Below are 13276 nucleotides of genomic sequence, written 5' to 3' on the forward strand. Positions count from 1 at the left end.
CGAGTGGCTGGGTGCGATGAATACTGATGACACGCGGACATGCGTCATGGTGGTGAAAGCCCTGGCCGCTTTCGGGCGCTGCTGTGGGCATTAGCGGCCTGAATTCGCTCGGGAGTCGCCTAGCCGATCGCGAGCCGTCGAGATTGGTGGATTGCTGACGTTGCCGGCTAGTCCGGCTAGCCCGACCGGAAGCGGACTTCGCCAACCTCAATCTCTCTTTTCGGCCGGCGAAGGCGGTGCCAATTATGCTGTCCAAGAAAGCCGGCAAGAAGATGTTCCAACCCTGCCGCGCACGCTCGCGAGACTCACGCCAAAGCGGCCCCGGCGGGGAGAGCCCTGACCCATCTCACGCCCGCTCCGGGCAGGCGCAGCGATGCAGCGGGTGTCGGCGCATGTTCGGCAATTGCGGCGGGATGATGCGCGCCCTGAATAGTGCCCGTGCGCTCCGCTTTACATGCGTGGCTTAAGTGTCCGGGCGTACCAGATGTGATGTCTATAGCAGGCTGGCGCGACCGTGGTTCAAACAGGTGACATTAATGTCAAATCCCCTGTGAGGCTCACAGCTCATCTTGCGCCGCTGCCTGATGACGGAACCCCAGCAGCGTATCGGGCCGCATTTCGATTGAATAGCCAGGCAGCGTCGGCGCTTGGTACGTGCCGTCCTTAACCGCGCAGGGCTCCAGGAAATGCTCGTGCAGATGGTCGACATACTCGGCGACACGGCCGTCAGTCGTGCCGGCGAAGCAGAGATAGTCGATCATCGCGAGGTGCTGAACATATTCGCACAGGCCGACGCCGCCGGCATGAGGGCAAACGGGCAGGTCGTACTTGGCTGCCATCAGCAGGACCGCGAGGACTTCGTTCACACCGCCTAGGCGGCACGCATCGATCTGCACGACGTCGATCGCGCCCAGCGCCATGAATTGTTTGAAAATGACGCGGTTCTGGCACATCTCGCCCGTTGCGACCTTCACCGGTGCAACTGCGCCACGGATCGCAGCGTGGCCGGCGATGTCGTCCGGGCTGGTCGGCTCCTCGATGAACCAGGGCCGCGCGAACGCGAGCGCGGCGACATGATCGATCGCCTCGCCGACCTCCCACACCTGATTGGCGTCCAGCATCAGGACCGCGTCTTCGCCGATCGCCTCGCGCGCGATGCGGACACGCCTGATGTCGTCGTCCAGACTCTGCCCGACCTTCAGCTTCACGTGGCGGAAGCCCTGCGCCATCGCCTCACGGCACAGGCGATCCAGCTTCTCGTCCGAATAGCCCAGCCAGCCGGCTGAGGTGGTGTAGCAGGGATAGCCGTCCTGTTGGAGGCGAGCGATCCGCTCCGCCTTGCCTTCCGCGCGTCGGGTCAGCAACTCCAGCGCTTCGTCGGGTGTGATGCAATCCGTGATGTAGCTGAACGGGATCAGGCGGACGATTTCGGCCGGCTCCATTTCGCCGATCAGACGCCAGAGGGGCTTGCTCGCCGCCTTGGCCAGCAGGTCCCACACTGCGTTGACCACGGCGCCCGTTGCGAGGTGAATGACTCCCTTGTCGGGGCCGACCCAGCGAAGCTGGCTGTCGCCCGTGACGTGCCGCCAGAAGCGTGCCCCATCCTCACGGATCCAGTCGAGTTCCAGACCCACGACGAGTGGCGCCAGGGCCTCGATCGCGGCGCAGCACAGGTCGTTGCCGCGCCCGATGGTAAAGGTCAGGCCATGGCCCGCCAGATCCGGCGTGTCCGTTTCCAAGATGCAGTAGGCGGCCGAGTAATCCGGGTCGGGATTCATCGCATCCGACCCATCGAGAGAGGCGGAGGTGGGGAAGCGGAGGTCGAGAACCTTGAGACCGGTGATAAGGGTCACGCAGCCGCTGCTCCACTTTGCGCCGCGCGGCTTCGTCCGAGATACCCTGTGCTCAAGTGATCGCTCCCCCCGGCAACGGGCGTTCGCCCTTGATCCCGGTTTTCATAAGTGATCAAAAATGGTGCCGCAAGCGCGAACGGGTGGCAAGCGCCGCCACCACCCTTCAGGCAATGACGGCGATACGTTCAGCGTCCTACCACCTTCACCAAGGCTTGCGGTGCTTGCCCGGTCGGCAGGGTGGCGCTGGCGGTCAGCCGGCCGGAGGCCTCGTTCCAGGTCAGGGTCGTGCCCTTCGCGCCCTTGCTCTTATAGGCGTTGGTCTTGCCGTCGTCGTCGTACAGCATCGCCGTGGCATCGCGGCCCGGAAAGACGCGGATTTCCGACAGGAGTTGTCGCGTCGCGGTGCTGGGCACCTGGGCACCGAGCGGGACGATGGAACCGGCACGCACGAACAGCGGCATCCTGTCGATGGGCGCGACCGCATCGATCCACTGACCGCCGGCATGTTTCTGGTTCGTCCACCAGTCGTACCAGTCGGTGCCGGCGGGCAGATAGACCCGGCGGCTGGTCGCCCCCTGCTCGGTCACGGGCGCGACCAGGAATGCGGGGCCGAACATGTACTCGTCGCGGATGTCGGACACCGCCGCGTCTTTCGGGAAGTCCATCCACAGCGCCCGCATGAATGGTGCGCCCGTGTCATAGGTCTGCCGCGCGAGCGGATAGATGTAGGGGATCAGCGAATAGCGCAGGCGCGTCCAGGCGGCGAGGATCGGCTCCGCCGCCGCGCCATATTCCCAGATTGCGGTGGCCGGTCGCTGGCCATGGATACGCAGCGTTGGCGTGAAGCTGTTATACTGGAACCAGCGCACGAACAGTTCGGGGTAATCGGGATAGTCGGGCCCCATTGCCTTTGCGCCCGCCGGGTCAACAAGCGGCGCGTGCAACGCCTTGGGGCCGGAGGGCCACTGCCAGCCGCCGGTATCGCTCGACCAATAGGCGATGCCCGATGCCGTCATGTTCAGCCCCGTTGGAACCTGGCGACGCAACGTCTCCCACGTCGACTGGACGTCGGAGGACCAGAACAGACAGCCGTTCGCCTGCGTGCCAAGATAGGCGGCGCGGCAAAGGATCATGTCCCGGAAATTGGGTCGGTCATGCGCGGACCCTTCCGCCGCTCCACCCGTGTGCAGCAGCGGGAACACGTTGTGGTAACGGTCGCCCGAGCCGATCGAATAGAAATACCCGTCCGGCACCAGATCGGGCTCGGTCTCATCCAGCCACAGATAGTCGAAGCCCTGGCTGATGATGTTGTCGCGCGTGGTGTTCCAGAACCAGCGGCGGGCGTCTGGATTGGTGGAATCGATCAGCCCGCCGGCACGATCGGATCGGACCGGCAGGCCATCGACGGGCTTGCCGTCCTTGTCCTTCAGTAACCAGCCCTTTGCCGCGAGGTCGTTGAAGTAGCGGCTCTCCTTCTCGAAACGCGGCCAGACGGAGATGATGGTGCTGAGCCCGCGATCATGAAGCTGCTGGTTCATGCCCTTGGGGTCGGGGAAATAGGTGCGGTCGATGTCCAACTGGCCCATCCGCGTCCAGTAGAACCAGTCCAGCACCATGATATCGAGCGGATAGCCACGGCTGCGATAGCCGTCGGCGATCGACATCAGCTCCTGCTGGCTTTCATAGCGCGCCTTTGACTGGATCAGGCCGAACGCGGCCTTTGGCGGCAGCGGCGTCCTACCCGTCAGCTTCGCATAGCCCGCATACAGGTCGTCGGAGGACTGGCCGGTGATGATGAAGAAGCTGACGCGCTCGCCGACCTTTGACTGAAACCGGGTCTGCCCCTGCATACCCGGCGTCACGCTGGTCGCGGAAGGATTGTCCCACACGATCGCATAATTCTTGCTCGACACCAGCATCGGTACGCAGACCTGTTCGCCGGCGGGCGCGTCGTACCAATGGCTGCAATCGATGGTGCGGCCACGCAGGTCCAGCGCACCTTCCTGGTTCTGCCCAAACCCGTAGAAATGCTCGTTGCGATCCGCGCCGAAGTTCGCGCCGACCAGGAACGTATCCTCACCCGACACCTGATGCGGGGCCATCGACCATCCGTTCATCGTGACGGTACGCCCGTCGCCTGTGCGGATCGATAAGGATACCGGGGGCAGGGAGGGGGCGAAATAGCGCTCCATCTGGCTAGGCGCCTTGGGCCAGGGCTGCGCGTTGACGGTAAGCGTCAGCGCGGATGAGGCGAACACATCGCCCGCCGCGCTTGTCGAATGGGTCCATCCGGCCATGTCGGCGCTGCCGCTGATGCCGTAACCGGGCTTTCCATCCGCCTGATCGCGGTCGATCGCGAGCGTCACGCGGACGATGTTCGGGGCATAGGGCTCTACCGCCACGATGCTGCCGTTGCGATCCACAGTCGCGAGCGGATCGGCCATGGCAGGCATGGCGAGCGCCATCAGGCCGGTGCCGGCGAGCCACGCTATGCGCCTGAGTATCCGGTCCATGTTGGTGCCCCTCCTCGTTTTCTCTGTTCAACCCGTTGTGCCCACCCGTGCAGGGATGCTCAAGTATAAAAGTCCGTATCGCCCATGAATGCGGCTGGATAAATGCAATTCCAGGAGCACGCGCTGACGTTCCAGCAGAGCAAGAGCATAGCAGGCAACGCTTCTCCCGCGGCAAGAGGAGCGGACCTGCCCTCCAGCCATTTTGCGGAGAAGGGTGATCCAGTGACGACGCGCAAAGCGGGACCGACACTGTGGGCCGCTACGTCGCGTCAATCGATGCGGGTTCCTTCCAGTGCGTGGCTGACCATGTCCGCCGCCTCGATCACCAGCGCCGTCGCGCGGTCGATATCGGCATGATCCTCCGTCCCTTCGACAAAGGGGACAGTCAGCGCCGCCATGGCCGTGGCTTGCACCAGGATGGGCGCCGAGATGTCGACGATGCCCTTCAGCACGGGGCTATGATGGGTGACATGACCCGCTTCGCGTACCGCTGCCAGCGTCTTGAGCAGTGCGGCGCGGCTGACGCTTGGATCCAGCCGCTCGATTTCGTCGATCATCTGATCGCGCGCGCGTTCCGGCTGAAAGGCGAGGATCGTTTCCCCCGACGCCGACAGGTGGAGCGGCCGCCGGTATCCGACGCGGACGGCGAATCCCAACATGCCAGGCGCCTCGACCCGGGCGATCACCACCATCTCCGCGCCGGACGCGACGGCGAGCTGGCAGGACTGACCAGCCTGTTCTGCCAGATGGTGCATGACCGGCAGCGATGTGGACACCAGATCGCGGATCGGCGGCTGCTGCATCCCGAGTGCGAACAGGCGGTTGGTCAGCGCATAGGCTCCGGCGGTGTCGCGGCTGATATAGCCCATCTCCTCCAGCACCTGCAGCATGCGGAAGATCTCGTTGCGGGAACGGGAGACCGCCGCCGATATATCCGACATCGTCATCGGTTCCGAGGAACGCGCCAGCGTTTCCAGGATCATCAATCCCTTTTCGAGCGCGGGCGCGCGGTACTTTGGTTCCGACGACATGCGTGCTGGTGCCTCCCCCTTATGCCGCCCCTAAAAGTGGCGCATTCAGAAAGCATGTTCGCCGGGCCGCGGCAATCGCGTGCGCTGGTGAAGATGTGGTTTATGCTTGAATGCGGTGGCCGGCCGCGGCCAGTATAGCCGCATCATCAAATCGACACATACAGTCCGGCCGCTCTGGCGAGCCACATAGGATGAGGAGAGGGACGGATGGGCTTCTTACGCGTCGCGGCCAGCACGGCATTGTTGGCCACGGTCATCGGAACGAACACGCCGGCGATCGCGCAACAAGGGGCGCAGATCCCGCATATCGTCAGCCGTGGGGGCCGCCACGCGCTGATGGTGGACGGCGCACCGTTCCTGATGCTCGGCGCGCAGGCCAACAATTCCAGCAACTATCCAGCCGCACTGCCTAAGGTCTGGTCGGTGCTGGACCGTATCCACGCCAACACGCTGGAGATGCCCGTCGCCTGGCAACAGGTCGAACCGGTCGAGGGCCGGTTCGATTTCAGCTGGGTACAGACGCTGCTCGATCAGGCGCGTGAGCATGACAAGCGGTTGGTGTTGTTGTGGTTCGGTACGTGGAAGAACACCGGGCCGGCCTATGCACCAGCCTGGGTGGTCACCGACAATCGTCGCTTCCCACGCATGAAGAAGCCGGACGGCACGGACGGCGGGTCGCTATCCCCCATGAGCCGTACGACGCTGGAGGCCGACAAGCGCGCCTTTCTGCGGCTGATGGCCTACCTCAGGGAGCATGACCAGCAGAATACGGTCATCATGGTGCAGGTGGAGAACGAGGCGGGCAGCTACGCCAATCCGCGCGATTATTCCGCCGCCGCGAACACGCTGTTCGCCGGTCGCGTACCCGCGGCGCTGGCGAGAGCCCAGCGCAAGTCCGGTACTTGGGCCGAAGTCTTCGGCGCCCAGGCCGACCGCGCGTTCAATACCTGGCATCTGGCATCGTACATCAACGAGATCGCCGCCGCGGGAAAGGGCGTGAAGCCGCTGCCGATGTACGTCAACGCCGCGCTGGCGCAGGCATTCGGCACGCCCGATCCGAAGAACGTCGCCAGCGGCGGCCCGCAGCAGGATGTGCTCGACATCTGGAAGGTGGCGGCACCCGCGATCGACCTCGGCGCGCCCGACATCTACCAGTCCGAAAGCAGGAACGTGGAGGAGTTCTTCCGCCGCTATACCCGCGCGGACAATCCGCTGATGGTGCCGGAGATTGGCAACGCGCCCAAGTTCGCGCGCTATTTCTGGTCGGCGATCGGCAAGGGGGCGATCGGCTTTGCGCCGTTCGGCATGGATGAAACGGGCTATTACAACTATCCGCTGGGCGGCGGTCCGCTCGGTCCCGAGATCATCGAGGCGTTCGGCGGTCCCTACGCGGCCTTTGCGCCGATGCAGCGCGACTGGGCGCGCATCGCCTTCGAGCATCCGACCTGGGGCTTTTCCAAGCCGGACGATGGCGCGTCGCAGATGGTGACGATCGGCGACTGGACCGTGTCCACCAGCTATGGCGAATGGCAGTTCGGGTTCAAGAACGCCGCATGGCTGAAGGCGGCGCCGCCCGCCTGGGACAAGGAGCCGATCGGCGGCGCCGTGATCGCCCAATTGTCCGCCAACGAGTTCCTGGTCACTGGCAATCACGTCCGCCTGAACTTCGGCACGGCGAAGGGCGGCCCGGCGAACGGCATGATGCTTCGCGTCGAGGAGGGGCATTACGAGAATGGGGCCTGGGTGTTCGAGCGCGTCTGGAATGGTGACCAGACGGATTATGGCCTCAACCTGCTCGACAAGCCGGTGTGGCTGAAGGTCACGATGGCCAGTTACAAATAGCGCCCGACCGGGAGGCACCCTCGATCCCGGCGGCCTCGCACAAACAAAGAGAGCGCCGGAGCATGGCTCCGGCGCTCAGAGGGGGAGGGGTCGAACGACCTCGCGTCAGTAGGTCAGGCGAGCCGTGACGCTGATGCGACGATCGTTCAGAACGTAGGACTGCGGGCGGCTCTTGATGCCGTAGAAGGTCTTGTTCTCGGTGTTGGTCAGGTTGGTGCCGTCCACCGTCAGGGCGAAGTGCGGCGCCACCGTGTAGGTGACCGATGCGTCGAGCTGCCCACGCGCGTCGTTGAAGATCGGCAGGTTGCCCGACCCGTTGCCACGCGTGGTCGCCACGTACTTCGACCGCCAGTTATAGGCGACGCGTGCGGACAGCGGACCCTTGTCGTAGATTCCGACCAGGTTGTAGCTGTACTTCGACAACTGCTCGAGCGGCACCAGCAGCTTCTGGCTGGGATCGTCGATGGCGCTGGCGTCCGGCGACGGCGCCTTGCTGTCCACATAGGTGAAGTTCGCCTGAGCGCCGAAGCCCGACAGCCAGCCCGGCAGGAAGTCGAAGAAGGTGTTGCCGCCGACTTCGAACCCCTTGATCTTGCCATCGTCACCGTTGAGCGGCCGGGTCACATCCACCTCGAACGGACCGTTGCCGAGATTGTAGGTCTCGGTCGTGGTGACGTTCGCGATGAAGCCGTCGACCTTCTTGTAAAAGGCTGCGGCGTAGATCGAACTGGTGCGCGAGAAGTAATATTCCAGCGACGCGTCGAGCTGATCCGCGGTCAGCGGACGCAGGTTCGCATTGCCGGTCGACGCGGTGCGTCGCCCATTGCCGCTGTTGAACTCGCTGATCGTGATGTTCGGGTTCAGCTGGTTGAAGTCGGGCCGGGTCAGCGCCTTCGACGCGGCGAGGCGCAGCTGGAATTCCGGCGTGAAGCGGAAGCGCAGGTTCAGGCTCGGCAGGACCTTGGTGTAGTCCGCGTTGCCCGAGATCGGAACGTAGCTGACCGGACCGCTGCCGAAGATCGGCACGCCGGCATCGTTGACGCCCGTCTGGATCGTGCGGGACTCAACGGAGAACCCGTCCGTATTGACCTTCGTCTTGACGACGCGGACGCCGATATTGCCGTCGATCGGCACCACGAAGTCGTCCGAGCCGAACTTGGCCAGACCATAAGCGGTGTAGGTCTTCTCACCCTGCGTGTTGCGGTCGCTGGGCAGATAGCCTGCACCGGTGAGCAGCGCCTGGCGCTGATCCGCCGACACATAGGGCGCCAGCGCGTTGCGCGTGGCATCATAGTCGAGCACGATGTCGCGATTGAAGAACAGCGCGCCCTCGGGCACGTTCTGGTACCCGCGATAGAGGTCGCCGCGGAACAGGCGCGGCTGGATCAGGGCGTTCGGCGTGCTTGTCAGGCCGTAATAGTAATAGTTGCTGCTGTCGGTCACCGCGGCACGATCGGTGTAGCGCAGGCCGACAGCGATCGACCTCAGGATGCTGTCGTCGAAGCGGTATTCGGCATCCAGCCGCCCGGCATATTCGCGCCCGACGGAGCGCTCGACGTGATCCAGGTAGCCGCCCGGCTGGGCGTAATTGGCCGGGTTCAGCTGCGACCCATCCCCATTGGCGGGGTTGGCGTCGGGCGAGATGACGTAAACCGGCGGAGCATCCTCGCTCACCCCGAAGTTCAGCCGTTCGGCCGTCGAGTTCAGGATCACGATCGAGCGCTGACCATCGGTGGTGCCACGGATGTACTGGAAGTCGCCGTTGACGGTCAGGTTGCTGCTCGGCGTCCACTTGCCGTTCAGCGAAAAGTCGTTGGTGACGGACTTGCGCCGCTCCAGGCTGGTGTTCGCGTTTTCGGGAACGTTGAGGAAGCTTCCGCTGCGGAAATTCCCATCCTTGTCGAACGTGAACGGCTGGGTCAGGTCCGGCACCAGGCCGGCGTCATTGTAGGAGAAGAAGCTGTAGTCGCCGTACTGGAACTTGTAGTCCGACCGGACATATTCGCCCGTGAACAACAGGGTGTCGGTCGGCTTCCACTGAATGGCGGCATCGACGCCGATGCGGCGGCGATCGCCCAGATACTGTCCGATGCCGACACCGCGCGAGATGTAGGTCGGCGTGCCCAGGCGACCGGTGGCCTGTGCCAGCGCGCGATCGTTCGCGTTGATCGGCGTGCCGTCGGCGTTCAGTCCGTCATTGACCAGGTAAAAGGGCTGGCTGGAAATCTGGTCCTGCCGGAACGCGGTCTGCTGATAGGCCAGGTCGACCATCACGCCGATCTCACCGATGCCGGTGTTCCAGCGATCGGACACGAGCAGGTTCGCCTGCGGCTTCGTGGTGTCGCGCAGGTCGTAATAGTTGGCGCTGGCGCTGGCCGACAGCTTGAACCCGTCGAAATCGAACGGCTTGCGCGTGCGCAGGTTGATCAGGCCGCCCAGGCCGCCCTCGATCAGGTCGGCCGACGGGTTCTTGTAGACGTCGACGCCTGCGAGCAGTTCGGAGGGCACGTCCTCCAGGCTCAGCGTGCGGCCGCTGTTGGCGGTGAACACGTCGCGCCCGTTGATCTCGGTCCGCACCTGGCTGAGGCCGCGGATCGCCACGGAGCTGCCCTCGCCATATTGGCGCTGGATCTGGACGCCGGTGATGCGCTGCAGCGCCTCGGCCACGTTGCGATCGGGCAGCTTGCCGATGTCCTCGGCGACGATCGAATCGACGATCTGGTCGGAATTGCGCTTGATGCTCTGCGCGGAGCTGAGGCTGGCGCGAACGCCGGTCACCACGATGTCGGTGGTCGCGGCACCGCTGTTCCCGTTGTTCGGGTCCTGCGTGCCCTGATCGCCGCTCGGTGCCGTTGTAGCGCCGGTCTGATCGGAGTCCGTCTGGCCGGCGGGGGCCTGACTGGCCGGAAGCTGCGTGGTGCCGTCCAACGGCTGCGTCTGCGCGCCGGCCGTGCCGCTCCATCCAAGCGCAATCAGGGCCATCGACGACGCCGTGATCGTCAAGCCAAGGCGGCCGCGACGCAGCCGACAGGTCCCACCTTCCATCATCCTCACCTCATATTGGACGTACGTCGCCGACGAACTGCCGGGCGTCATTGCCGTCAGTCGTGTCGCTTACGCCAAGCCTCCAAAAATTCATATATAAATTTTGCGTGCACCAGCAGTCGTGCGTACAAGATGCAGAAATGGCACAGTGCGCCATGCGGCTGGACGGAGGGGATCGTTGGTGACGCGTGCGAAGCGGTGGACGCCAGGATTGGCCATGGCTCTCACCGGCCTGTGCACACAGATTGCCTGCGCGGCCGACATGGCGTCGGAACCGGTGTTCCAAAGCTCACCGGAGCGCAGGACGGTACAGGACAAGGACTGGGGACCGTGGTTAGGGCCGTTCCGCGCCAAGCTGGTGCCCAGCCTGATGCAGGATTTCGGCGAACGCTATCTCTACGCGCCGGCCAACCAGGCGCTTGCCGCGCCGAAGCCCGGCGAACGGCGGGTCGTCTTCCTGGGCGACTCGATCACCGATCGTTGGGACCTGGCGCGCAGCTTTCCCGGCAAGCCCTATATCAACCGCGGGATCGGCAGCCAGGTGACGGCACAGATGGTGCTGCGCTTCCGCCAGGACGTGATCGGCCTCCATCCGGCGGCGGTGGTGATCCTGGCCGGGGTCAACGACGTGCAAGGTTTCCTGCAAAAGGAGACCGCCGGGTCGATCGAGCAGAATTACGAGGCGATGGCCGACATGGCCGACCGCCACGGCATCAAGGTCGTGTTCGCGTCGCTGCTGCCGATCAACAACTATTCCGATCAGGCAAAGGACGTGCTGAACGAACGTGATCCCGCCGAACTGCGCGCGTTGAACGCGTGGCTGCGCCGGTTCTGCGCCGAGCGCGGCTACGTCTATGCCGATTATTATTCGGCGCTGGTCGACGGCACAGGCCTGTTGCAGCGTGACATGACGGTGGACGGCATTCACCCGCTGCGTGCTGGCTACGCGAGGATGGCGCCCATCGCGGAGGCTGCGATCAGGCGCGCGCTGGCCGGCCGCTGAAGGCCGGTCAGTCCTGCTCCGTGAGTGAGAAGATGGTGCGGCCCGCCACCCATTTCTCGTCCTTGTCGGCCCAGTCTAGGCGCTGTTGAAACCGGTCCATCAGCCGCTCCCAGGCCTGAACTGCCGGGTCCGCCGCATCGGCCGCTGCCTTCGCTGCCGGCTCGAAATCCGGCAGCGTTTCCATGATCATCACCAGCCGGTTGCCGCTGCGGTAGATGTCCATGTCGGCAATACCGGCGGCACGGATGCTCGCCACCACCGCCGCCGGCACCGCGCCCGCCGCGTGGCAGCGCTCATATTCGGCGATCAGGCCGGCATCGTCCTTCAGGTCCAGGAACAGGACATGGCGCGTAGTGCCCGGCATCAGTCCGCCACGACCTCCTGCCGCTGCTCCCCCAGCCCATCGATACCGAGCCGCATCACGTCCCCCGCCTTCAGGAACACGGGGGGCTTCTGACCCATGCCGACCCCCGGCGGGGTGCCGGTGGAGATCACGTCACCGGGATGCAGGCTCATGAACTGGCTGAGATAGCTGACGAGGAAGGCGGGCTTGTACACCATCGTGCCGCTGGACCCGTCCTGATAGCGGTGGCCGTTCACCTCCAGCCACATGCGGAGGTTGCAGGGATCGTCGACCTCGTCCTTCGTCACCAGCCATGGACCCAGCGGCCCGAAGGTGTCGCAGCCCTTGCCCTTGTCCCAGGTGCCGTGCCGCTCAAGCTGGTATTCCCGCTCCGACACGTCGTTGATGAGGCAATAGCCGGCGATGCATGCCTGCGCCTCGGCCTCGTCCACATATTTCGCGGTCGAGCCGATCACGACGCCCAGTTCGACCTCCCAGTCGGTCTTGGTGGATCCGCGTGGAATGCGGACGGTGTCATGGGGGCCGATGATGGCGCTGGTCGCCTTGGTGAACAGCACCGGCTCGGGCGGCACGGTGGCGCCGGTTTCCGCTGCGTGATCCGAATAGTTGAGGCCGATGCACAGGAACTTGCCGACCTGGCCGACACACGGACCCAGCCTCGGCGTGCCCTCGATCAGCGGCAGCGTCGCCGGGTCGATTACGGCCAGCGCCGCCAGGCTCGCGGGTGACAGCGCCGCGCCGGCGATGTCCGCAATCTGCGCCGACAGGTCGCGCAACCGACCCTGCGCGTCGATCATGCCCGGGCGTTCGGCACCAGGCGATCCATAGCGGATGAGTTTCATGCGAATTCTCCTGTTGTTCCGACCGGATCGCGTCGACCCTGCCGCTTTCAGTTCGCCCAGCCGCCATCGATCACGTGCGTCTGGCCTGTGGTGAAGGCCGACTCGTCGCTGGCGAGATAGAGCGCCAGTGCCGCGATCTCTTCCGGTCGGCCGAGCCGCTCCATCGGCTGTCGTGCGACGAACGCCTGCCGGGCGCTTTCGTAATCGCCGGTGTCTCGCAGCCGTTGTTGCAACGAGGGCGAGTCCACCGTGCCCGGACAGATCGCGTTGCATCGAATGCCCCGCTGGACGAAATCCGCCGCCACCGACTTGGTCAGGCCGATCACGCCCGCCTTGGTCGCGCCATAGGCGAAGCGATTGGGGATGCCCTTCACGGAACTGGCGACGGAGGCCATGTTAATGATGCTGCCCGCGCCCCTGGCCAGCATGTCGGGCAGATAGGCGCGGATCGTGCGGTACATGGCGGTGACGTTCAGCGCGGTGGCGTCCGCCCACTGGTCCTCGTCGCAGTCCAGGATCGTCCCGTTGTGCACCACGCCCGCACAATTGAACAGCACGTCGATCGGCCCCGTTCGTTCGGGCAACGCCGCCACCGCCACCCTGTCGGTCGCATCGAGCGCCATGGTCCGACAGCTCAGCCCGGTCAGCTTTCCCGCATCGATATCGGTTGCGATGACCTGCGCGCCCTCTGCCGCGAACAGTTCGACGCTGGCTCGGCCGATGCCCTGGCCGGCCGCGGTGATCAGCGCGACCTTGCCCTGCAGACGCCCGGTCATGCGGCAA

9 protein-coding genes are annotated in these 13276 nt (G+C 64.7%); 2 read left to right on the top strand and 7 right to left on the bottom strand.

Features of this window, described 5'->3' with window-relative positions:
• Positions 1 to 557: 557 nt before the first annotated feature.
• From BMX37_RS05360 to BMX37_RS05370, 3 genes are all read right to left on the bottom strand, one after another.
• Positions 558 to 1853 carry an L-fuconate dehydratase gene (locus BMX37_RS05360; RefSeq protein WP_093664455.1) on the bottom strand — a complete coding sequence of 432 codons (1296 nt, stop codon included), beginning with the start codon at positions 1851 to 1853 and terminating at the stop codon, positions 558 to 560.
• A 185-nt stretch (positions 1854 to 2038) separates the two neighbouring features.
• Positions 2039 to 4366, bottom strand: a complete 2328-nt coding sequence (locus BMX37_RS05365; protein WP_093664456.1) for a glycoside hydrolase family 31 protein — start codon at positions 4364 to 4366, stop codon at positions 2039 to 2041.
• A 269-nt stretch (positions 4367 to 4635) separates the two neighbouring features.
• Positions 4636 to 5397 (bottom strand): IclR family transcriptional regulator, encoded by a 762-nt coding sequence (locus BMX37_RS05370; protein WP_093664457.1) that lies wholly within the window; start codon positions 5395 to 5397, stop codon positions 4636 to 4638.
• Between the two features lie 207 nt (positions 5398 to 5604).
• Here BMX37_RS05370 and BMX37_RS05375 point away from each other — a divergent pair, with 207 nt between their 5' ends.
• Positions 5605 to 7239, top strand: a complete 1635-nt coding sequence (locus BMX37_RS05375; protein ID WP_093664458.1) for a DUF5597 domain-containing protein — start codon at positions 5605 to 5607, stop codon at positions 7237 to 7239.
• Positions 7240 to 7344: 105 nt separating this feature from the next.
• Here the strand turns inward: BMX37_RS05375 and BMX37_RS05380 are convergent, their stop codons facing one another.
• Complete coding sequence (locus BMX37_RS05380; RefSeq protein ID WP_170841855.1) at positions 7345 to 10221, bottom strand: TonB-dependent receptor; 2877 nt, start codon at positions 10219 to 10221, stop codon at positions 7345 to 7347.
• 280 nt (positions 10222 to 10501) lie between these two features.
• Between BMX37_RS05380 and BMX37_RS05385 the strand changes: the two genes are divergently transcribed.
• Positions 10502 to 11287 carry a GDSL-type esterase/lipase family protein gene (locus BMX37_RS05385; RefSeq protein ID WP_244501405.1) on the top strand — a complete coding sequence of 262 codons (786 nt, stop codon included), beginning with the start codon at positions 10502 to 10504 and terminating at the stop codon, positions 11285 to 11287.
• Positions 11288 to 11294: 7 nt separating this feature from the next.
• Here BMX37_RS05385 and BMX37_RS05390 read toward each other — a convergent pair whose 3' ends face one another.
• From BMX37_RS05390 to BMX37_RS05400, 3 genes are read right to left on the bottom strand one after another with little or no spacing between them, the layout of a single operon-like run.
• Positions 11295 to 11651: an L-rhamnose mutarotase gene (locus BMX37_RS05390; protein WP_093664461.1), complete on the bottom strand. Its 357-nt coding sequence runs from the start codon at positions 11649 to 11651 to the stop codon at positions 11295 to 11297.
• A complete protein-coding gene (locus tag BMX37_RS05395) occupies positions 11651 to 12493 on the bottom strand; it encodes a fumarylacetoacetate hydrolase family protein (RefSeq protein ID WP_093664462.1) in 843 nt (280 codons plus the stop codon). Before BMX37_RS05395 ends, BMX37_RS05390 begins: the two co-directional genes overlap by 1 nt.
• Before the next feature lie 47 nt (positions 12494 to 12540).
• Positions 12541 to 13269, bottom strand: a complete 729-nt coding sequence (locus tag BMX37_RS05400; protein WP_093664463.1) for an SDR family oxidoreductase — start codon at positions 13267 to 13269, stop codon at positions 12541 to 12543.
• Between the last annotated feature and the right edge of the window lie 7 nt (positions 13270 to 13276).

The sequence above is a fragment of the Sphingomonas gellani genome, assembly GCF_900110035.1.
GTDB classification, from domain to species: domain Bacteria; phylum Pseudomonadota; class Alphaproteobacteria; order Sphingomonadales; family Sphingomonadaceae; genus Sphingomonas; species Sphingomonas gellani.

Excerpts from the sequence above, each read along its gene's own strand:
- BMX37_RS05385 (WP_244501405.1), top strand. The coding sequence starts at position 10,502 with ATGGCTCTCACCGGCCTGTGCACACAGATTGCCTGCGCGGCCGACATG.
- BMX37_RS05375 (WP_093664458.1), top strand. The coding sequence starts at position 5,605 with ATGGGCTTCTTACGCGTCGCGGCCAGCACGGCATTGTTGGCCACGGTC.
- BMX37_RS05390 (WP_093664461.1), bottom strand. The coding sequence starts at position 11,651 with ATGCCGGGCACTACGCGCCATGTCCTGTTCCTGGACCTGAAGGACGAT.
- BMX37_RS05395 (WP_093664462.1), bottom strand. The coding sequence starts at position 12,493 with ATGAAACTCATCCGCTATGGATCGCCTGGTGCCGAACGCCCGGGCATG.
- BMX37_RS05365 (WP_093664456.1), bottom strand. The coding sequence starts at position 4,366 with ATGGACCGGATACTCAGGCGCATAGCGTGGCTCGCCGGCACCGGCCTG.
- BMX37_RS05380 (WP_170841855.1), bottom strand. The coding sequence starts at position 10,221 with ATGGCCCTGATTGCGCTTGGATGGAGCGGCACGGCCGGCGCGCAGACG.
- BMX37_RS05400 (WP_093664463.1), bottom strand. The coding sequence starts at position 13,269 with ATGACCGGGCGTCTGCAGGGCAAGGTCGCGCTGATCACCGCGGCCGGC.
- BMX37_RS05370 (WP_093664457.1), bottom strand. The coding sequence starts at position 5,397 with ATGTCGTCGGAACCAAAGTACCGCGCGCCCGCGCTCGAAAAGGGATTG.